The following is a 19,709-nucleotide window of genomic DNA, read 5'->3' on the forward strand; positions in this document are numbered from 1 at the left end:
GATCACGAATGGCGCGGGCGCAGCTCGGCGCAACCAGCGAGACTCTGTGCATGATCACGCCGGGGTGGTGGCTCGCAGCTATTGGGCATCCCCAACGCCCGAAGGAACTGGAACGAATTAGCCTTACGGCGCGCAACCCGTACCCTACGGGCGACTCGATCGTTTGGTGTGTCAGGTGCACGTCCACGCATCGTGGGGAGAACCATGTCAGGACCGTCCATGCAGACCACTGCCCGGAACGACGTCGCGCTTTCGCTGCCCGACGGCGGACTGTCCGATGGGTTCAGCCCACGGCCACGGCCGACCATCCGGAATGTGGCCGAGCGCGCCGGCGTCTCGAAGTCGCTCGTTTCCCTCGTGCTCAGGGGCTCGCCCCATGTCAGCGAGCATCGCCGGGAGGCGGTGCTGCAGGCGGCGAGGGAGCTGGGCTACCGCCCGAACGCGGTGGCGCGCAGCCTGGTCGAGGGTCGCACCCACCTGGTGGGCGCCCTCGTCGCGGACCTGCACAACCCGTTCTACGCCGAGTTCCTGGACGGCCTGCAGGAAAGCCTGCACGGCGACGGGCTGCGGTTGCTGATCGGCAGCGGACGGTGGGACCCGGCGTTCGAGGACGAGGCGGTGGAGGCGTTCCTCGAGCTACGCGTGGACGGGCTGGTGCTGCTCGGGGTCGCGCCGTCCAGTGACACCCTGGCCGAGGCGGCCGCGTACACGCCCACGGTAGTGGTCGGCGAGCGCGACGTGGAGCTGGAGGGTGTGGACATCGTCGTGGACGACGACCAGCTCGGCGCCCGCCTCGCGGTCGACCATCTGGTCCAGCTCGGCCACCGGCGGATCGCGCACATCGAGGGCACGCCGTCCTCGGCCGCGCGCTGCCGCTGCGAGGGCTATCTGGTGGCCATGCGCCGCCACGCGCTCGCGCCGTACATCATGGTGGAGCACGGCGACTTCACCGAGGAGGGCGGCCGGCGCGCGGCGCTGGCGCTGCTGGAGCGGAACCCCCGGCCGACCGCGATCTTCGCGGCGAACGACATCGTGGCCATGGGCGTCCTCACGGCGGCGAGCGAGCTGGGCCTGCGGGTGCCCGAGGACCTTTCCGTGGTCGGCTACGACAACACACACCTCGCCGCGGTCAACCACATCTCGCTGACCAGCGTGGACCAGCCCCGCCGTGCGATGGGGCGCTCGGCCGCCGCCCTGCTGAGCGACCGCATCACCGAGCCGGGCAAGGTGGCACGCCTGCGCCAGGTGACTCCCACCCTTGTCCCGCGACGGAGCACCGGCCCCGTTCCAAGTGGGTCCCAAAGCGCCAAGTGAGTCCCAAAGCTAGGTCAACCGCCGACGTGTCACGTCGCGGAGGGTGTTGACTCGGGCCGTGACGCCGACCCCCGGCGGGTCGCGACATCGGGGGGACTCACCGGGCCGGCGACCACTTTCGCGAGAATCGGGGGATTCCATGCGTGATCCTGAGTTGGTGTCCTGCGCCCAGCGGGCGGCGGGAGAGCTTGAGCGGGCCTGGGCGCACTGGAGAGAGGCCCGCGGCCTGAGCGGCGAGGACATCGCCGAGTCCGTGGCGAGCTACGTCGCCCACTCGATCGACCATCCCTGGGGGCGTCCCCGGGTGGTGCTCGGTCTCGACGCGGAGGACGCCCGCGAGTTGGCCGCCCTCTTGCACAAGCAGGAAGTCGCCGAGCCGGCTTGGTGACCCCTTTCGCGGCATAACGGTCTGATTACGCTCCACCTACACGTAGGTTGGTTGCCGACAGACCTCGCGAAGGGACCCGCCGTGATCAGTCGACCACTTGCCGCCGCAGTCCTGGGCCTGTGCGGGCTCGGAGCCGTCGCCTGCGGCGGCACGGCGAGCTCGGACGCGGACGCGACCGCCCCCAAGGCCGCACAGAACACCGGGCCGGAGGCCGCCGGCACGGTGAGTCAGGTCTCGGCGCGTACGGCCGGCACACCCGCCGCGAAGGCGAAGCCCCCGGCGGCCGCGAAGCCCCTGGCGGGCAAGGTAATCGTGATCGACCCGGGCCACAACGGCGGCAACTACCGCCATCCGGAGATCATCAACAAGCAGGTCAACGTGCTGACCCAGTGGAAGGCGTGCGACACCACCGGCACGTCGACCAACGACGGCTACAGCGAGGCCGCCTTCACCTGGGACGTCTCCAACCGGCTCGCCAAGGACCTGCGGGCCGCGGGCGCCACGGTGAAGCTCACGCGCAAGGACAACACGAGCGTCGGGCCGTGCATCACCGAGCGGGCGGCGATCGGCAACCACGCCAAGGCAGACGCCGCGATCTCCATCCACGGGGACGGTGCTCCGGCCGGCGGGCACGGCTTCCACGTCATCATCCCCAAGAAGATCAACGGCCCGGTCGACCCGGTGGTGGACGACTCCAGGAGACTCGGCCTGCTGATCCGGAACGCCTACCACACCGGGACCGGCGTGCCGTACTCGACGTATATCGGCAAGAACGCCCTCGACGTCCGTGACGACCTCGGCGGGCTGAACCTCTCGAAGGTCCCGAAGGTGTTCATCGAGTGCGGGAACATGCGCAACGCGGGCGACGCGGCCAAGATGAAGGACCCGCGATTCCGCCAGCACGTCGCCGACTCCCTCGCCAAGGCCTTCCAGGCCTACCTCACCTAACCCCCATTTGGGGTGATCAAGCACAGACCTCCCGGCGTGATCATGCACAGGTTCCCGCGCAGCGGATCCGACCTGCCCCTTCCTCGTGGTGATCATGCACAGGTTCCCACTCACGCCCTCCCGCCTGCCCCTTTCCCATGCGTGATCATGCATCCAGGGCCTGCTGTGCGCATCGAGGACATTTGGCATGATCTGAGGCATGGATGACCTGCTTCCCCGTCCCCGCATGGTTGCCCCTGCGCCGGGATCGTTCGAGTTCGTTCCCGGCGCCGCCATCTCCGGCCCCGCCGAGCTGGTCGACGCCGTACGGCTCCCGCTTGCCGTACTCGACCTGAGACCGGCGGAGGCCGCGGCGGCGCTGAGCGTGGAGCACGACGCCGGCCTGGGAGCCGAGGCGTACACCATCGCGATCACGCCGGAAGCGGTGCGGATCACGGCCGGGGACCGGGCGGGCGCCTTCTACGCGGGGCAGACGCTGAGGCAACTCCTGCCCGCGGGGGCGTTCCGCTCAACGGCGTTGCCGGGAACGTCCTGGACCGTCCCTTGCGGCCGTGTGGAGGACGCTCCCGGGTTCTCCTGGCGCGGAGCACATATGGACATAGCCCGAAATTTCCTGCCGAAGCGGGAAGTGCTGCGGCTTATCGACCTGCTTGCCCTCCACAAGCTCAACCGGCTGCACCTGCACCTCGTCGACGACCAGGGGTGGCGGGTGGAGAGCCGGGCCTTCCCGCGCCTGCACGAAGTGGGCTCCCACCGCGCCCAGACGACGACGAGCTTCTTCGGCGAGGAGCCGACGTTCGACGGCGTGCCGCACGGCGGCTACTACACGCTGACCGATCTGGCGGAGATCGCCGCGTACGCCCGGGCGCGAGCGGTCACGGTCGTCCCGGAGATCGACGTGCCGGGGCACGCCTCGGCGATCCTGGCGGCCTACCCGTCCCTCGGCGCGAAGCCGGACGAGACCTATCACGTGCTGGACCGGTGGGGCATCTCCCCCGCGATCCTCTCCCCGCTGCCGCCCACCGTCGAGTTCCTGACCACGGTGTTCGACGAGATCATCGAGGCGCTGGGCGACGTGCCGTACTTCCACCTCGGCGGCGACGAGTGCGTGCTCGACGACTGGGCCGCCTCGGCGGAGATCTCGGCGTACCAGGCCGAGCTGGGCCTGGAGGCTCCGGCCGACCTGCACGCCTGGTTCCTGCGGCGGCTGGCGGACGTGCTGGCGGAGCGAGCGATCCGGGCCGTGGTCTGGGATGAGGCGTTCGTCAGCGGCATGCTGCGGCAGGACACGGTCGTCATGCCGTGGCGCGGCCAGGCGGTGGGCCGCCGGGCGGCCGCCGCGGGTCACGACGTGGTGGCGACGCCCGTGTTCCCGATGTACTTCGACTACGCCGAGGCGTCGTCGGCGGAGGAGCCGGTCGGCATCGGAGACGCCGTCACGGTCGCCGACGTCGCCGCCTTCGCTCCCGCACCCGCGGAGTGGACGCCGGAGGAGCGCGCCCGGATGCTGGGGGCACAGTTCCAGCTTTGGAGCGAGCGTATCCCGGACGCCCGGACGCTCGACTACCGCGCCTGGCCACGGGGCTGCGCGGCGGCCGAAATCACCTGGACGGGCGAGCCCGCCGAGCCTGGGTTCCTCCCGCGCCTGGACGCCCATCTCGTACGGCTGGACGCTTTCGGGGTGGAGTATCGCCCGCCGGCGGGGCCCCGGCCGTGGCAGCGCGGCGGCACGGGGTGGCGGCGGCACCGGCCAGGAGTCGTCGCGGTGCATGACGTGATGAAGCACCTCGACGAGATGACCCACTCGGCCGACTCGACGCGGCCGAGCATGTGACGCGTGCATGATCACGACGTGGATTCGCGCAGGTCGCGGACCCGCGGGGGAATCCGTGCATGATCACGGCGGGGGTTTGTGCAGGTCGTGAGGCTCGCGCGGGAATCCATGCATGATCACGGCGAAAGGTGGGGGGCTCAGGCGGCGATCTCGTATCCGGCTTCTTTAACGGCCAGCCGGACGGCCTCGTCGGGCACGGCCTCGCCGATGACGTCCAGCCTGCCGGTGGCCAGGTCGACCTCGACCGCGGTCACCCCGGCGATCTCGCCGACCTCCTCCTTGACCGAGCTCGCGCAGTGGCCACAGGTCATCCCGTGGACGGTGTAGGTCTTCACGCTCATGTCATCCTCCAAGGCACGCCAAGATACCCCAGGAGGGTATTGCACTCAGGCGGTCTTGCCGATGACCTCGCGGATCGTCGTGTATCCGTGGCGACGGACGCGGCGGGCAAGCCGGCGGTGGATCCGGGACGCCCACAGAGGCCCCTCGTAAATCAGGCCGGTGTAGCCCTGCACGAGCGTCGCGCCCGCGAGCAGCCGCTCCCACACGTCGTCGACGTCCTCCACGCCCCCGACGGAGACGAGCGTGAGCCGATCCCCCGTCTTCTTGCGCAGCCGGCGCAGCACCTCCAGCGACCGCTGCTTGAGGGGACGCCCCGAGAGCCCTCCCGTCTCGGTGCTCGACACGCCCGCGCGGGCGATCGTGGTGTTGGTGGCGATGATCCCGGCCAGGCCGAGATCGACCGCCAGCTCCGCCACGGCGTCGATGTCCTCGTCGGCCAGGTCTGGGGCGATCTTCACCAGCAGCGGCGTACGCCCGGCGACCTCCTTGACGGCGGCCAGCAGCGGACGCAGCAGCTCGACCGCCTGGAGGTTCCGCAGCCCCGGCGTGTTGGGCGAGCTGACGTTGACCACCAGGTAGTCCGCGAAGGGCGCGAGTTGCCGGGCACTGGCCACATAGTCCTGTACGGCTTCCGCCTCCGGCACGACCTTGGTCTTGCCGATGTTGACGCCGACGACGACCGGAACGCCGCGTGGCTTGCGCAACCGCCTGGCGGCGGCCGCCGCTCCGGCGTTGTTGAAGCCCATCCGGTTGATGATCGCCCGGCTCTCCAGCAGGCGGAACAGACGAGGCCGGGGGTTGCCGGGCTGCGCCTGCGCGGTGACCGTGCCCACCTCGACGTGGCTGAAGCCGAAGGCGGCGAGCGACTCGAAGCAGCCGGCGTCCTTGTCGAAACCGGCGGCGAGCCCCAGAGGCCCGGGGAAGTGGACGCCGAAGGCCTGGATCCGGAGCGCCTCGTCATGCGGGGCGAACAGATCGTGCAGCACCCGTTTCACGAACGGGAGCACCGCCAGCAGGCGGAGCAGCCTGAGCGTGAGATGGTGGACGGCCTCCGCGTCGAAGCGGCGGAGGACCTGCGTGAACACGAATCGATACATCGCCGCAAGACTATCGCCTGGGTCAGTTCGGTCCGGGATTCACCTCGCGCCGGGGCGTGGTCAGGTCCATGTCCTGCGAGGTCCGGATCGACAGCTCCCGATCGAATTCCAGGAGCCGTAGGAGGCGCAGGACGAGCGTGGACGGGCGGACGACGGCCATCGTCCCGCCACGCCCTCGCACCCGCGTGTCGGCCCAGAGCAGCGTCCGGCAGCCGGAGCAGTCGATGAAGTCGACCCCGGACAGGTCGATGTCGACCTGTCCGGGGCGGTACGTCCGGAGGATGTCGCAGATGCAGCTACGAAGCTCCCCGGCGCCGATCACATCGAGGTCGCCGTGGACCGCCATCTGAATCCGGCCTTCAGACGGCATGATCTGTGTTCGCAACATTCGGCGGTCCTTGCTCTCCCAGCAGCTCGGCCGCGAGGTCGGAAACTCTCCGCCGGCTGTCCCTGGCCTGCTTCCGCAAACCCGTGAACGCCTGCGAAGCCGTCAGGTCGTGCTTTCCCATGAGGTATCCGATGGCTCGCTCGATCACCACTCGGTAGTCGAGCGCGTACTGCAACTGGTCGGCGAGCTCGGCCTTCTCGTCCGCCTCCATCGACGCGACGAGAACCTGCTCGATCACATGGGCGTACGCATGGAGCGCCTGAGTGTCCGACTCCTCCCAATCATGTGCGGTGTCCTGATAAACGTTCAGCGTTCCCACCGGCACACCGCCAAGCCGGATCGGCACCCCAGCGACGGCTCTGACCTCGGGGTGGAGCAACTCGGGCAGGCTGGGCCATCGGGGATCGCTTCGCACGTCAACGGTCGTCACGGCGGCATCGTCCGCGTACGCGGCGACGCAGGGCCCCTGGCCCGTCACCGCCTGGGCACGCTCCAAACTGCGGCCACGCTCGTCCGTAGCGAAGAGATAACGGAGCGTGCGATCCTCCTCGGCGAACATCAGTCCCGCCCCGGAGTATCCAAAGATCCGATCGACCACCTGAACGATGCGCTCAAGGTGGTGCACGATCCCCGTCGCCGTCGTGTTCTTCTGCAAACGCCGTAGGCTGGCGACGAGCGCCTCCGGATCGATATGGGTCATTCCATGTCCTCTCGTGAACCTCACCCTGCGCCGGCGCGGTCGTGGAGAGTTAGCGACTTGGCCATCACACCTGCCCAAACGGGAAGGAATCAGTCCTGCTCTCCGCCAGGACCTGAAGGACGATGACCATGAGCTCGCCGAGACGGGAACCCGTCTCCACCTCGGCGCAGTCCCAATCGCGCCCGATCCGGGCGTAGAAGTCCAGGACGCCGATGAGCTCCGAGCCCTCGATGAGCGGCACGGACAGCACGGCGCGAACCGGCATGGCGTGGGCGGCCACATGAGGGAACCCCAACGGGGTCGCCGCATGCAGGTCGTTGATCGCGACGGAGTCGCCGCGGGCCGCGCTGGCTATCGCCGGGCCGTCGCCGACGGACTCCTGCGCGGACTCCAGCAGGATGCCGTCGTCGTCGGAGGCGCCGATCGCGCGCAGGCGGTCCTGCCCGTCGAACAGCATGAGCGCGGCTCCGTCGACCCCGAAGAGGTCGGCCATGCCTACGAGAACGTTTTCAAGAACTAGCGGCGCATCTGGTCCCATCGCATGCCATCTCCATGTTGAAGCGGCCGCGGACACAGGGCGGAATTCACTGCTAAGCCTAGTGGGCTCTCAGGAGCCCCCGGCCATGCGAACCCCACTTTGTTACTTCAGGGCTTGGCTGAGCCGTACGCAGAGGCGGGCCGGGAGAGAGAAAAAGTCTCAAAAGGCGGCATGGGGGGCTTGAACGGAGGGATCAGGGTTTGCAATGGAGACGGCCCCGGAGCGGGCGGCGCTCCGGGGCTGTCGTGGTACGGCGGGCGGGGCCTGAGCGGTCCCGCCGTCGCCTACTTCTTCGCTTTCTTCCCCTCAGGGGTCACCGCGTACCATTCCCCGCCGAAGTCCTTGACACCCTGGCCCTTGGTGTCGCCGGCCTTCTCGTCCTTGGCGTAGTAGTACAGCGGGTGGTGGTTGTAGGTCACCTGCGTCATGCCGTCTTCGCGCTTGAACCCCCCGATCAGGTCCGCCCGCACGCCGGTCCCGGCCTGGGGCCTGCCGAGAGTGAGAACCGGGGGCCACGCCGTTGCGCAGGCGCCCACGCACGTCGACTTGCCGTTCGTGTCCTTGGTGAAGAGGTAGAGCGTACGGCCCTCCAGCCCGACCAGGACCTTGCCGAGCTTGGTCTCGGCCACGTCGATCCTCGCCGGGCCCGTCGGGGACAGCAGCAGGGGCGAGGTCGGCGACGCCGGGTAACCCGGCGACGTCATTGCGGTCTCCGACGGGGACATCATCGGCTCCGTCGGCGACGCGTTGTACTCGTCCGCGGCGACAGGGCTGGCGGCGTTCTTTTCGTCGGCACCGCCGCAGCCGGACGCCAGCAAGCCAATCGTGACCGCGCCGGCACACAGCAGTTTCTTCATCTTCGGCCTCCAGGGAAGTTGGCGAGCACGGGTCCCAGGACACACGCGGGCCGAGGAGTTCGCCGCCACGACACGAACCGGCGCGACATGCCTTTGCCGTCTCTTGAGCCCTCGCTGGAACGGCCGGCGTCCGGGGCGGGTACCGGCGCTCCCATCGAGCGCACGCCCCGCCCGGCGACCAGCAGAAGGGAAAGGTAGATTATTGTTGGACGAAATATTTAATACAGGCCTATCGACGCATCTGATCTCAAACTTCGCCGCAGCGGGCTTCGCGTCCGGCCTCGGCGATCGGCCGACACGCAACCCAATCAGCCGGTCCTGCTCCCGGTCGAGGGATCGGCGGTGCGATGCTGACCCCTAGACGCCCGTCTATCGTGATCGGCTGACCTGCGGGGATGCGGTGGCTTTCACCCAAGATCGCCCGCTTTGCCGTGACGACCGTGGCCGGGCTGCGACAGACAAGGAGCACCTGGATGGCCGATCGTCCCATCCCACAGCGCGTGGACCCGTCCGCCCTGAAGCAGCGCCTCGGCGGCACGGGCGTGTGGCTGGCGTCGCTGTCGGCGGCCCCGGTCGACGAGGCGCGGCGGGCCGCCGTGGAGATCGAACGGCTCGGCTACACGACGCTGTGGATCGGCGAGACCCCGGCCGGCCGAGAGGCCCTCACCCACGCCGCCCTCCTGCTGGCGGCGACCGAGCGGCTCCAGGTCGCCACCGGCATCGCCAACATCTACGCGCGTGACGCGGTCGCGGCGGCCAACGGGGCGAGAACGCTCGCGGACGCCTGGGGGAACCGGTTCGTCCTGGGTCTCGGGGTCAGCCACGCTCCCCTGGTGACCACCCGCGGTCACGACTACGGCAAGCCGGTCGCTGCCATGCGCGACTACCTCGACGCCATGGACGCGGCCTCGTTCCAGGCTCCGCTGTCCGAGGAGCCGCCCCGGGTCCTCGCGGCGCTGCGCCGCAGGATGCTGGAGCTGGCGGCCACGCGGGCCCAGGGCGCGCATCCCTACTTCGTCACCCCGGAGCACACCGCCCAGGCCAGGGAGATCCTCGGCCCCGGGCCTGTGCTCGCTCCCGAGCAGGCCGTCGTGGCCGGCACCGATCCCGCGACGGCGCGGGCGACCGCCCGGAAGTACGCCGCGACCTATCTGGCCCTGCCGAACTACGTGAACAACCTGCGTGAGCTGGGCTTCTCCGATCGGGACTTCGAGGGCGGCGGCAGCGACGCGCTCATCGACGCGGTGGTCCCGTGGGGCGACCCGGAGGCTATCACCGGGCGCGTCCGGGCCCACCGCGACGCCGGCGCCGACCATGTCTGCGTCCAGCCCATCGCGCCCACGCTCGCCGAGCAGCTGGAGCATCTCCGGCTGCTGGCCCCGGCACTTCTGGAGCTGAGCCGGTGAGTACGGCAGGGCCCGGCGAGACGGCCTTCACGCCACCGGATCCGACGGGCCTGGAAGCCTGGATCCGGCAGGTCCTCCGGCTGGCGGGGCCGAGGGCGTCGTCATTGAGCCCGCCGCTCCCCGAGCCGTCCACGGCTCCGGCCGAACCGCCGCCCGCGGAGGACGGTAAGCAGTAGATCCCCCTGCCGCCGGGCACGGGCCGCTCAACCGGAGAACTCCCGCACGCCGCCCGGCACGGGCCGCTCAACCGGAGGGCGCCCGCACGGCCGCCGCGACCGCGGCCGCGATCGTCCGGCGGTTCGCCGGAACCGGGACGCCCTCGACGAGGACCGTCGGCGTGCCGCTCACCCCGCGCTCGATCGCCCTCTCGGTCACGTACGCCACCCAGTCGTGGTAGACCCGGTCGCGCACGCACTGGGCGAAGGCCGGCGTATTCAGGCCTACCGACCGGCCGATCTCGACCAGCTCGTCATCCAGGAGGCCGGGCCCGCCCTCCGGCGGCTGGTTGGCGAACAGCGCGTCGGCGTACTCCACGAACCGCCCGCCGTCCGAGGCGCAGCCCGAGGCGTTGGCCGCCCGGAATGAGTAGTGGTTGGTCGACAGCTGGTCGAGGAAGGCCATCGGGTGGTAGACGATCGTGGCGAGCCCGTCGTCCACCGTGCTCCGCAGCGTCGGCCCCGCCGCCTCCTCGAACGCCCTGCAGAACGGGCACTGGAAGTCGATGTAGACGTCGACGGTGACCCTTCCCTCGCCCACGGCGATGCCGTCGCCGATCGTGGAGGCGCCCGCCGGCACGTGGCGCGGCACCGGTGCCCTGCGTACATGTGTGCTCATGCGCTTCTCCTCGCCACACATTCGCTTTCCGGACCGAACGGGTGATTTCAGCCGGCGCCCTGAGCCTGGCGCACCTGCTCCTCGAGCCGCTCGAGGCTCTCGTCGAGCGCCTTGTTGAGCACCTCGGCGGGAGGCACGTGCTTCTCCTCGAAGAACGACAGGTGAACCGTCACATCGCTGCTCTCGTCGTGGATGCCCGCCACCTGGAGCCACCCGGAGTACCGGTTGTCGTCACGGGTCCCCCACTCCATGCGGAGCTGGTCGCGCTCCTCGTTCAGGAGCCCGCGGGCGTCCCTCCCCGTGTCGTCCTCGTGAACGGTCACCGCCGGGAGGTCGTCCGGCCGCACGTGGATGTCGCGCGGCAGCCACAGATCAAGCCGATCCACATCGCACGCGACGTCGAACACACGCTCCGCCGAGGCCGGCATCCTGCGGGAACGCTCGAATTCGGTCATATGGCGTCACTCCTCATCCTTGCGACTCATCAACCGCCCCCTACCCCCTTAGCGAGGGCTCCATCCAAGCCAGGCGGGCGCCCGAGGACGTCGAGCCGTACGACCTGGCGAAGTACGTCTCCGTCCTCGCCCAGGGAATCGCCGTCGAAGCGGCGTCCGGAACCCCTCAGGACGAGCTCGACGCGATGATCCAGGTCGCCCTCAAGCGACTCCCCTGGGAGTAGGAGACCTCCACCAGAACGATGCAGCTCGACATGGCCGATCTCGCCGCAGCCATCTCTCAACGCGCGTCGAGGCCGTCGTGGCCCGATGCCCGCGAAAGGGCGTCTTCGCCGGCTGCTTCCGCCTGAAACTCGTGTACGGCCGCGCCGACGCTGGACCGGACAGGCACACCCGGCAGTGTGACGGGGACATGCACGCCGGCGAGCCACAGGCGGACGTCGCCCAACTCCGTCCTCAGCGTGTCCAGGCCGGTCACCACCGGCTGTTCCAGGTGATAACTGGCGCCGAGGTCCAGCAGCACGACCTTTACCGGACCGTGCACTGCCCGCTCGATGGCCGTCTTCGTCCGGCGGATGTTGCCGTAGAAGAGCGCGCCCTGCGGGCGCACGATGATCAGGCCCGGGATGCGCTCGGCCTCCGGGTGACGGCCCACGTCCCCGAATCCACCGGCGGGCAGCCGCCCCAACTCCACGACCCGCACCCGGGTCGCCTCCGCGACGAACAGCAGCAGCGACAGCGCCGCCGCCAGCAACAGCCCCTCCAGCAGCCCGAACACGAGCACCCCGGCAAGGGATGTCAGCGCGACGGCGGCCGGCTGTCCCCGCCTGGGGAGGGCCTTGGGCGACAGGAACCCCCGCACGGCGGCGATGACGACGGCGGCCAGGACCGGCTCGGGCAGCGGCGCCAGCAGCGGGGTGAGGAATGCGCCGACCAGCAGCACGATCACGGCGGCCAACAGCGAAGTGAGCCGGGTCCGCGCGCCGGCCCGTGACACGGCCGCGCTGACCGACGGGTTGGCGGAGACCGCGAATCCACCCGCCAGCCCCGCTCCGAGGTTGGCCACGCCCAGGGCGCGCATCTCCTTGGCAGGGTCGGGCCCGTCACCGAGCCGTTCCGCGACGCTGTAGCTGACCGCGAAGACGATCAGCGCCATCCCGGCCGCGCTGCCGCCGAGCGACGCCCAGTCCCCCAGAGGCAGGTCGGGTGGCCGCAGGCCCGGCAGCGCCGTGGGGAGCCGGCCGACCACCTCGACGCCGTGCTGGTCGAGGTGCAGGACCACCGAGACGACGATGCTCACGACCAGAACGAGCAGCACGCCGGGAATCCGCTCCAGGAACCGCTCCAGCACCAGGAGCAGAACGAGAGCGGCCGCGCCGGCCGCGGTGCTCACGCCGCTCCACTCGGATACGTTCGTGAGCAGACGCCAGGCCTGCGGCAGGAACCCGCCGTGCGCGGGCTCCAGTCCGGTGAACTTGGCCCCCTGCCTGACGACGATCACCAGGGCGAGGCCGCACAGGAACCCGCTGAGCGCCGCGGGTTCCAGGAAGTCGGCGATGAAGGCGGCCCGGACCAGCCCCGTGACGAGCAGGATCGCTCCGGCGAGCACGGCGAGTGCCGCCGTCAGAGCGATCACCGTGCCGGGATCGGTCGAGATCTGGCTCACCGTCGCGGCCGAGAACACCGAGGCGGCGGCGGCCGCCCCGACGATCAGCCGGGGCGAGCTGCCCAGCAACGCGTAGACGGCCAGCACCACCGGGGCGGCGTACAGGGCGTACTGGGGTGGCACCCCCGCCGAGCCCGCGTAGGCGACGCCTTCCGGGATGAGGATGGCGCACCCGGTGAGCGCGGCGACCAGATCGGCCCTGATGGCAGCGCCCGCCATGTCGTCAGCGCCAGTAGTTGTTGGCCGCCGCGATCGTCGCGAACTCCATCGTCACGATTTGAGTGGCGGCCATGAGGCGGGCGGCGTCGGTCGCGTACTGGGGACGGCCGGCCTGCAGCGCCTCCAGTTCCGGCTGGATGTTGTGGACGGTGTTGCGGACGATCGCGATCGCGAGGGCCCGGCCCTCAGCAGGTGTGGCCGTGATGAGCGTGCCGCCGGGGATGAGCTCGAGGGCCTCTTCGGGTACGCGGGTCATGCTGGTCCGCCTTTCGGGCGCAAGATGAAACGCGCTCTACGATTTCTGGGCCGCTGGAGCCACCGTCGCCGGCGCGTTCTGGTCTGTCCCAGGGTCTTTCTCATGGGCGCGCCACCGCTTGAGTCATTCGACTGCACCACGACTGAGGTCACGCCTGGTGCCACTCGGCGGCATGCCCGCCGACGTGTCCCGCTGCGTATCGAAGGCGCGGCGGCGGGGGAAACGGTCGTGACGTGAACGGCCTCGCCGGGCCCGGCTCCGGGCTCTGCGAGGCCGCTGTATCCGACGGTCAGCCGTGGGTCACCGTAGTGTGCGACACGACAGCCGGCGTCCGGTGGGCGGGCCGCTCAGAGCGCGGGCCCGCCCACCGCCGTGGTGGTTAGGAGATGTGGTACGGGTCGCCGTAGACGTGCCAGTCCAGCGGCGTGTTGAGGTTGAAGTTGCCCGCCTGCAGGAAGACCCGCTGCTCGGTGTCGACGCGGCTGGTGTCGCTGTGGGCCTCTTCAGTCAGCATGGCGGCCTTGCGGGCGTCCAGGAAGGCGTTGAGGTAGGTCGTCTCGTTGCCGCCCTGCGCCGGGGTCTTGGCCTTCTTCAGCGCGGTGGCGCGGATCCCGCCGAAGCTCACGCTGTCGGTGCCCGGCCCGTGCATGACGATCGCGTCGTAGTAGATGAACTGGCCGAGCGTGCGCAGCCCGTCGGCCTTGGCCTGCGAGACGGCCGGGTTGAAGTAGACCCGGTCACGCTCGTCGTCCTGCGCCTTCTGGAACGCCGGGTCCTGCGCGGCGCGAGCCCAGTCGGTCGTGAAGTTGGGGTCCAGGCCGGTGTGCGAGGAGGTGCCGTTGACGTTGCGCAGCGCGGGCAGATACTTGGCGAGCACGTTGCCGGGCACCCGGCTGGTGTAGAGCTCGACGAGGTCGAGCATGTCACCGGTGCCCGAGCAGAAGCCGATGATGCCGGCGGTGTAGCCGCGGCCATCCTTGATGTCCTCGATGTACTTGTACTGAGCCTTCCAGTTCAGCGAGGAGTTCTCCGCGCTGGAGACCAACTCCATCGCGATTTCCTTCTTGCGCGGGTCGTTCAGGTCGACGCCGTTGGTGGGCGTCGGTGTCGGGGTCGGCGTGACCGTGGGGGTCGGCGTAGGAGTCGGCGTGACCGTGGGGGTCGGCGTGGGCGTCGGGCCGGTGCCGCCGGTTCCGTACACCTGGAACTCGTACAGCGAGTAGCCGTAGGAGGTGCCCCGGGCGGTGCCGTACAGGCGGACGTAACGGCCGGTGCCGGTGACGGTCAGGTCGTCGGTGGCGCCGTTGCCGGTCGTCGTGGAGAAGATGTCGGTCCACGCGCTGCCGTCGGCCGACGTCTGAATCTTGTACGCCTTGCCGTAGGCCGCCTCCCAGTTCAGCACGACCCGGGTGATGCTGCTGGACGCGCCCAGGTCGACGCGGATCCATTCGGGGTCATGGCCCTCGACGGACGCCCACCGGGTGGTGGTCTTCCCGTCGACGGCGTAACTCGCGGAGTACGCGCTGGCCTCGGTCGAGGACGCGGTCGCCGCCTTGCCCTGCGAGAGCAGGGTGACCGCGGCATTCGACGGAGAGGCCAGGACGGGCTGGAGGGCCACGGCGACGGTGACGGCCGCCAGCGCTGACAGGCGGTGGCGCCGCCAGCGGTTGGGAGCAGGTGTGGGATTCGTTGCGGAGGACATTCGGGGGTCCTTTGGTTGGGGGGTGCACGGCTCTGGCCGTGCGGTCGGCCGGGGGTGATCGGTGTACGGCCGGTTCTGCCCACTTGGCCGGGTGGGCGGAGCCAGGGTGGCGCTGACGGCCCGCGGCAGCCGGCCGAATGTGACGATCGGTAATCGCAAGGCGGATGTCTTACGATCACCATAGTTAGGAAACGTTCCTAACTTGTACGGGATGCTAGGAAGCGTGTCGCGCTCGCGCAAGACCCAATCTCGCCGCGACCTTGGATGTTGAGGGGACAGGTAAGCAAACCTTACCTTTTGGCCAGGGGTCAAGGGACGTGAGTGTTCGCCGCTTGATTGTTGTAAGTGCTTCTTACTATCGTGACTGAATGGCCTACAACCACGCGACGTGGACCACCGTTCGCGAGACCAACGCCGCCGTGGTGCTGGAGGCCATCCGCCGAGATCCGCCACTGTCCCGTGCCGAGGCGGCCCGCGTACCCAGATGTCCAAGCCCACCGCGAGCAGCGCTCTTGACCTGCTGCTCTCCGCGGGATTGGTCCGAGAGGTCACCACGCCGCCCGAGTCCCCGCATTACCGGGCGGTCTACTTCGAGCCCGTCTCGGACGTGGCATACGTGCTGGGCCTCGACATCGGCGGCCGCTTTGTCCGCGGGTGCTGGCCGACCTGGGCGGGGCGCTCCTGAACAGGCACGACGTGCGGATCCCGGGTTTGACCCTGCGCAGCCTGCTGGCCGCCGCCGTGCGGGTCCGCGACGAGATCGCACAGGATCTCCCCGTCGAGTTCGTGGTGGCCGGGGGCTTAGGCCGCGTGCGTAGATGATCCGGAGACATCGGCTCGAGCGCGGACGACGATCCGTCCGCGGTCTGAGTCCGGGAAGCGGTCGAGCATGGCGCGCAACTCGTCGGCACCGACGTTCGCGCCGAAGGGCTCCGTACCCGGCTCCAGACGCACGCCCTCCGCGAGGGGACCGGCGACGACGGGGTCGAAGCCGAGCGCGTCGACGAAGGCCGCGACCATGGCGAGGTCGTCCGGGTCGCCGGCGATCGCGATCGCCGCGCGCCCCGCCTCCCCCGTCGGTCGGGCACCGTCCTCGAGATCGTGATAGCCCATGTGATTGAACGCCTTGACCACCCGGGAGCCGGGCAGGAACGCCTGGACGATTTCGCTGGAGGAGGTGCGCGGGTCCGTGAGATCGTCACGGATTCCGTCGATCTCCCACCAGTAGTTCATCGCGTCGATGACGAGTTTGCCCCGCAGGGCCTCTGCGGGGATGCTGCGGTATTTGCCGAGCGGGAGGGCCAGAATCACGATATCGGCGCCGGCGGCCGCTTCGGTGGCGGTCGTCGCGACCGCGCCGGGCGTGAGGATCTCCACCGCGAGGGCGATCTTGGCGGGATCGCCCGATCCGGCGATGAGCACCCGGTAGCCGGCGGCCAGGGCGAGCCGTGCGAGCACAGTGCCCACCTTGCCTGCGCCCAGGATGCCGATGGTGCGAACGTCTGCGGTGTCCATGTCGTCTCCGTTCACGACGTCAGCCGGCGAGGATGTCGCGGACCATCGGGATGACCTTCGTGCCGTAGAGCTCGACGGCGCGAAGGCGCGCACTGATCGGCACCGGGCCCACAGTGTAGATGAGGTCGAATCGGCCGACGCCGAGGCTGCTGACAGCGCGGGCGATCTTGCGGGCGACAGTCTCGGGCGAGCCGATGTAGAGGGAGCCGTGCGCGATCTCGGCGTCGTACTCCTGCCGGCGGACCGGCGGCCAGCCGCGCAGCGCGCCGATCCGGTCGCGCATGACGCGGTAGTGCGGCCAGAACACCTCGCGGGCCTCCTCGTCCGTGTCGGCGACGAAGCCCGGCGAGTGCATCCCGACAGGGTGTGCGGTCGTGCCGAACTCCTCGGCGGCGCGCCGGTAGAGGTCGATGTAGGGGGCGAAGCGCTCGGGCGCGCCGCCGATGATGGCGAGCATGAGCGGAAGCCCGTAGTGCGCCGTGCGGACGACCGACTGGGGCGAGCCGCCGACGCCGACCCAGGTGGTCAGGTGCCCGGACTCCGTCTTGGGGAAGACGTCGGCATTCTCCAGCGGGGCCCGGACCGTACCGCTCCAGGTGACCGGTTTCTCGTCGAGCAGCCGCGCGAAGAGCTCGATCTTCTCCTCGAACAACACGTCGTAGTCCGCGAGGTCGTAGCCGAACAGCGGGAACGACTCCGTGAAGGAGCCTCGTCCGAGGATGACCTCGGCCCGGCCGTTCGACAGGGCGTCGACGGTCGCGAAGCGCTGGAACACGCGGACCGGGTCGTCCGAGCTCAGCACCGTCACGCCCGACGCGAGCCGGATGCGGGAGGTGCGCGTGGCGATGCCGGCGAGCATGGTCTCCGGGGTCGAGATCGCGTACTCAGGGCGGTGATGCTCGCCGAGTGCGATGACGTCGACGCCGATCTCGTCCGCGAGAACGGCCTCGTCGAAGACCTGCCGGATGGCCGCGGCGTGTGACACGAGGGCGCCGGAATCGTCCTCCGGCACGTCACCGAACGTGTCCAGACCCAACTCGAGATCAGCCATTGGTCAACTCCTTCGTGAGCAGCTCCCGCACACGCGGCGCGACCTCTCGACCGAACAGCTCGATCGAACGGGCACGGGCTTCGCGGGGCAGGTGCATGATGTCGTACTTGAGGTCGAAGCGGCTCAGCCGCAGATCCCGGGCCACGGTCGCGATCTTGTGCGCGACCGTTTCCGGTGAGCCGACGAAGAGCGCTCCGTGGTCGATCTCGGCTTGGTAGCGTTCGCGGTTCGGCTTGTAGAAGCCGCGTTCGTTCGCGAACGCGGTCATGACGGGCTCCCAGTACTGCCACCAGGTCTCGATCGCCTCCTCATCCGTGTCCGCGACAAGGCCGAGCGAGTGCTGCCCGACAGGCTGCGCCGGGTGCCCGGACTGTTCGAGCGCTCGGTGGTAGAGGTCGACGTGGCCGGCGAAGCGCTGCGGGCGTCCACCGATGATGGCGAGCATGAGTGGCAGGCCGTAGCCGGCGGCGCGGAGCACGGAGTTCGGATTGCCGCCCACGCCGATCCAGGTCGGGATGCCGCCTGGCCGCATCCGGGGACGGAGGCGCTGTTCGACGAGCGGCGCTCGGACCGTCCCCGACCAGGTCACCGCTTCCTCTCGCTGGAGGCGCATGAAGAGGTCGAGCTTCTCCTCGAACAACCGCTCGTAGTCCGCGAGGTCGTAGCCGAACAGGGTGAAGGACTCGGTCACCGATGCCCGCCCTAGCACCAGTTGGGCGCGGCCGTTCGAGACGGCGTCGAGGGTGGAGAACTCGTGGTAGAGCCGCACCGGGTCGTTCGTGCTGAGCACGGTGACAGAGGTGCCAAGTCGGATGCGTTCGGTGGCGGTGGCGATCGCGGCGAGCAGCACCGGGGTGGCGGTGTCGTTGTGGCCCTCGCGGTAGTGCTCGCCGACGCTGAACACGTTGATCCCGACCGATTCGGCGAGTCTTGCCTCCTCCACGATCAGCCGGACCGTCTCGGCGTCGCTCAGCACGCGGCCCCGGTCAGTCGCGACCTCTCCGAATGAGTCGAGCCCAAGTTCCAAGGCTCTGGCCGTCATGGTCTCCTCCTGTCCTGTTCCGGGAGGCCCGGTACATCTCCGGGACCCTCAGGTGCTTGACGTGTCACTAAGGGAGTATATGGTTGACACGTCAATCAGGATGAGCTGGGCGGCGAAAACACAGGTGAGCGACGCAGGGCATTGCCGACCGTCGAGGAGCTGCCTGTCACTTCAGTTGTGTAAAGATCGCTCGCTATAGAAAGCTTTAAGGCTGAGGTTAGGGCGGTTGGAAGTCCAAGCCGGTCTTGGTGGTAAACGCGGCGATCAGGATGGACGGTACTGCCAGCTCCACCCGAGCCGGTGCAGCTGGTAGCACATCCCACCCAGCGTGTAGGACACCCAGAACCGCATGTTGACCACCTCGCGATCCGGCTCAGGGTCCAGCACTGGGTCGTCCCACCCGTAGGCCGCCGGACCGGCCTCAAGCTCGGCCTCCAGCACCGCCAACTGCGCGTCGGTGAGCTTGCACACCGCACCGCCGGGCCCCTTGGAGGCCAGCGCGTCCCTGGCGCCCGCCACATAGGCACGACGCCACCGGTTCACCGACATCTGCGCCACCCGGCGGCTTGGCGGCCAGGGCGTTCAGCGCACCCGCGTCCCGGGCCTTACGCCATTCGAGAATGTGGGAGTGGTACAGCCCTTCGCGGCGCAGCAACGCGCCCTTGGCTCCGGGCTCGGTCGCCGCGTCGTAAGCCTCGACCATCGCCGGCTTGTACTCCGGGGTGAACGATCGCCGTTTCGGCCGGTCCGATCGCGGTCTGCTGCAGTTGGCCATGGAAGGAACCACATGGTCACCAGCCTGCCAGGGATGCGACAAGAGGGAGCGACCTGCGGTATAACGGCTGTTGCTGTCAGCGTTGCTGTCACTGGAGATCGAAAACGCCCCGGAGCGTGATCGCTCGGGGCGTTTGGGCTGTTCAGAGAGGGTGGTCAGGGGCAGGGTCGAACTGCCGACCTTCCGCTTTTCAGGCGGACGCTCGTACCAACTGAGCTACCTGACCTCGGCGGCTGCCGCCGTACGCGGTCCTGACGGGACTTGAACCCGCGACCTCCACCTTGACAGGGTGGCGAGCACTCCAAACTGCTCTACAGGACCTCTATGTTCGGAAGGTTTCCCTTCCGTGTTGTTCGGCTCGCCTAGCCTACCAGTTCTTCGG

At 69.3% G+C, this 19,709-nt stretch carries 22 protein-coding genes and 2 tRNA genes; 7 read left to right on the forward strand and 17 right to left on the reverse strand.

What is annotated here, in order from left to right; genetic code table 11:
- Positions 1-204 precede the first annotated feature (204 nt).
- The 4 genes from ABH927_RS17065 (at position 205) to ABH927_RS17080 (ending at position 4,484) form a co-directional block, all read left to right on the forward strand.
- Positions 205-1,314 carry a LacI family DNA-binding transcriptional regulator gene (locus ABH927_RS17065; RefSeq protein ID WP_370022605.1) on the forward strand — a complete coding sequence of 370 codons (1,110 nt, stop codon included), beginning with the start codon at positions 205-207 and terminating at the stop codon, positions 1,312-1,314.
- 139 nt (positions 1,315-1,453) lie between these two features.
- Positions 1,454-1,702, forward strand: coding sequence for a hypothetical protein (locus tag ABH927_RS17070; RefSeq protein WP_370022607.1), 249 nt, complete (start codon positions 1,454-1,456; stop codon positions 1,700-1,702).
- 81 nt (positions 1,703-1,783) lie between these two features.
- Positions 1,784-2,650 carry an N-acetylmuramoyl-L-alanine amidase gene (locus ABH927_RS17075; RefSeq protein WP_370022609.1) on the forward strand — a complete coding sequence of 289 codons (867 nt, stop codon included), beginning with the start codon at positions 1,784-1,786 and terminating at the stop codon, positions 2,648-2,650.
- Between the two features lie 199 nt (positions 2,651-2,849).
- Positions 2,850-4,484, forward strand: coding sequence for a beta-N-acetylhexosaminidase (locus tag ABH927_RS17080; RefSeq protein ID WP_370022611.1), 1,635 nt, complete (start codon positions 2,850-2,852; stop codon positions 4,482-4,484).
- Positions 4,485-4,621: 137 nt separating this feature from the next.
- Here ABH927_RS17080 and ABH927_RS17085 read toward each other — a convergent pair whose 3' ends face one another.
- The 6 genes from ABH927_RS17085 to ABH927_RS17110 form a co-directional block, all read right to left on the reverse strand.
- The gene (locus tag ABH927_RS17085) at positions 4,622-4,825 is read right to left on the reverse strand and encodes a heavy-metal-associated domain-containing protein (RefSeq protein ID WP_370022613.1); all 204 of its coding nucleotides are present in this window, start codon (positions 4,823-4,825) and stop codon (positions 4,622-4,624) included.
- Positions 4,826-4,870: 45 nt separating this feature from the next.
- Positions 4,871-5,923 carry a quinone-dependent dihydroorotate dehydrogenase gene (locus tag ABH927_RS17090; RefSeq protein ID WP_370022615.1) on the reverse strand — a complete coding sequence of 351 codons (1,053 nt, stop codon included), beginning with the start codon at positions 5,921-5,923 and terminating at the stop codon, positions 4,871-4,873.
- Between the two features lie 22 nt (positions 5,924-5,945).
- Positions 5,946-6,311: an STAS domain-containing protein gene (locus tag ABH927_RS17095; protein WP_370022617.1), complete on the reverse strand. Its 366-nt coding sequence runs from the start codon at positions 6,309-6,311 to the stop codon at positions 5,946-5,948.
- The gene (locus ABH927_RS17100; protein WP_370022619.1) at positions 6,283-7,011 is read right to left on the reverse strand and encodes an ANTAR domain-containing protein; all 729 of its coding nucleotides are present in this window, start codon (positions 7,009-7,011) and stop codon (positions 6,283-6,285) included. Before ABH927_RS17100 ends, ABH927_RS17095 begins: the two co-directional genes overlap by 29 nt.
- 64 nt (positions 7,012-7,075) lie before the next feature.
- Positions 7,076-7,549, reverse strand: coding sequence for a GAF domain-containing protein (locus tag ABH927_RS17105; RefSeq protein ID WP_370022621.1), 474 nt, complete (start codon positions 7,547-7,549; stop codon positions 7,076-7,078).
- Positions 7,550-7,833: 284 nt separating this feature from the next.
- On the reverse strand, positions 7,834-8,406 hold the full coding sequence (locus tag ABH927_RS17110; RefSeq protein WP_370022623.1) for a hypothetical protein: 573 nt from the start codon (positions 8,404-8,406) through the stop codon (positions 7,834-7,836).
- Positions 8,407-8,879: 473 nt separating this feature from the next.
- Here ABH927_RS17110 and ABH927_RS17115 point away from each other — a divergent pair, with 473 nt between their 5' ends.
- Together ABH927_RS17115 and ABH927_RS17120 are read left to right on the forward strand one after the other, a co-directional pair.
- Positions 8,880-9,812, forward strand: coding sequence for a TIGR03620 family F420-dependent LLM class oxidoreductase (locus ABH927_RS17115; RefSeq protein WP_370022625.1), 933 nt, complete (start codon positions 8,880-8,882; stop codon positions 9,810-9,812).
- Positions 9,809-9,988: a hypothetical protein gene (locus ABH927_RS17120; RefSeq protein WP_370022627.1), complete on the forward strand. Its 180-nt coding sequence runs from the start codon at positions 9,809-9,811 to the stop codon at positions 9,986-9,988. Before ABH927_RS17115 ends, ABH927_RS17120 begins: the two co-directional genes overlap by 4 nt.
- Before the next feature lie 67 nt (positions 9,989-10,055).
- Here the strand turns inward: ABH927_RS17120 and ABH927_RS17125 are convergent, their stop codons facing one another.
- From ABH927_RS17125 to ABH927_RS17145, 5 genes are all read right to left on the reverse strand, one after another.
- Complete coding sequence (locus tag ABH927_RS17125) at positions 10,056-10,646, reverse strand: DsbA family protein (RefSeq protein WP_370022629.1); 591 nt, start codon at positions 10,644-10,646, stop codon at positions 10,056-10,058.
- Positions 10,647-10,693: 47 nt separating this feature from the next.
- Complete coding sequence (locus ABH927_RS17130; RefSeq protein ID WP_370022631.1) at positions 10,694-11,101, reverse strand: SRPBCC family protein; 408 nt, start codon at positions 11,099-11,101, stop codon at positions 10,694-10,696.
- A 280-nt stretch (positions 11,102-11,381) separates the two neighbouring features.
- A complete protein-coding gene (locus tag ABH927_RS17135) occupies positions 11,382-12,986 on the reverse strand; it encodes a SulP family inorganic anion transporter (protein WP_370022633.1) in 1,605 nt (534 codons plus the stop codon).
- 4 nt (positions 12,987-12,990) lie between these two features.
- On the reverse strand, positions 12,991-13,242 hold the full coding sequence (locus ABH927_RS17140) for a hexameric tyrosine-coordinated heme protein (protein ID WP_370022635.1): 252 nt from the start codon (positions 13,240-13,242) through the stop codon (positions 12,991-12,993).
- A 379-nt stretch (positions 13,243-13,621) separates the two neighbouring features.
- Positions 13,622-14,944, reverse strand: a complete 1,323-nt coding sequence (locus ABH927_RS17145) for a chitosanase (protein ID WP_370022637.1) — start codon at positions 14,942-14,944, stop codon at positions 13,622-13,624.
- 484 nt (positions 14,945-15,428) lie between these two features.
- Here ABH927_RS17145 and ABH927_RS17150 point away from each other — a divergent pair, with 484 nt between their 5' ends.
- The gene (locus tag ABH927_RS17150) at positions 15,429-15,629 is read left to right on the forward strand and encodes a hypothetical protein (RefSeq protein ID WP_370022639.1); all 201 of its coding nucleotides are present in this window, start codon (positions 15,429-15,431) and stop codon (positions 15,627-15,629) included.
- Positions 15,630-15,745: 116 nt separating this feature from the next.
- Here the strand turns inward: ABH927_RS17150 and ABH927_RS17155 are convergent, their stop codons facing one another.
- From ABH927_RS17155 to ABH927_RS17180, 6 genes are all read right to left on the reverse strand, one after another.
- Positions 15,746-16,459, reverse strand: a complete 714-nt coding sequence (locus ABH927_RS17155) for an NADPH-dependent F420 reductase (RefSeq protein WP_370022641.1) — start codon at positions 16,457-16,459, stop codon at positions 15,746-15,748.
- Between the two features lie 19 nt (positions 16,460-16,478).
- Positions 16,479-17,510: an LLM class flavin-dependent oxidoreductase gene (locus ABH927_RS17160; RefSeq protein WP_370022643.1), complete on the reverse strand. Its 1,032-nt coding sequence runs from the start codon at positions 17,508-17,510 to the stop codon at positions 16,479-16,481.
- Complete coding sequence (locus ABH927_RS17165) at positions 17,503-18,552, reverse strand: LLM class flavin-dependent oxidoreductase (protein WP_370022644.1); 1,050 nt, start codon at positions 18,550-18,552, stop codon at positions 17,503-17,505. The genes ABH927_RS17160 and ABH927_RS17165 overlap by 8 nt, the downstream gene beginning before the upstream one ends.
- Before the next feature lie 264 nt (positions 18,553-18,816).
- Positions 18,817-19,101: a hypothetical protein gene (locus tag ABH927_RS17170; protein ID WP_370022646.1), complete on the reverse strand. Its 285-nt coding sequence runs from the start codon at positions 19,099-19,101 to the stop codon at positions 18,817-18,819.
- A 378-nt stretch (positions 19,102-19,479) separates the two neighbouring features.
- Positions 19,480-19,553: transfer RNA gene (locus tag ABH927_RS17175), tRNA-Phe, on the reverse strand.
- 20 nt (positions 19,554-19,573) lie between these two features.
- A tRNA-Asp gene (locus ABH927_RS17180) sits at positions 19,574-19,648 on the reverse strand.
- Between the last annotated feature and the right edge of the window lie 61 nt (positions 19,649-19,709).

Origin of the sequence: Planotetraspora sp. GP83 (genome assembly GCF_041262585.1) — a bacterium.
GTDB lineage: Bacteria > Actinomycetota > Actinomycetes > Streptosporangiales > Streptosporangiaceae > JAOEGB01.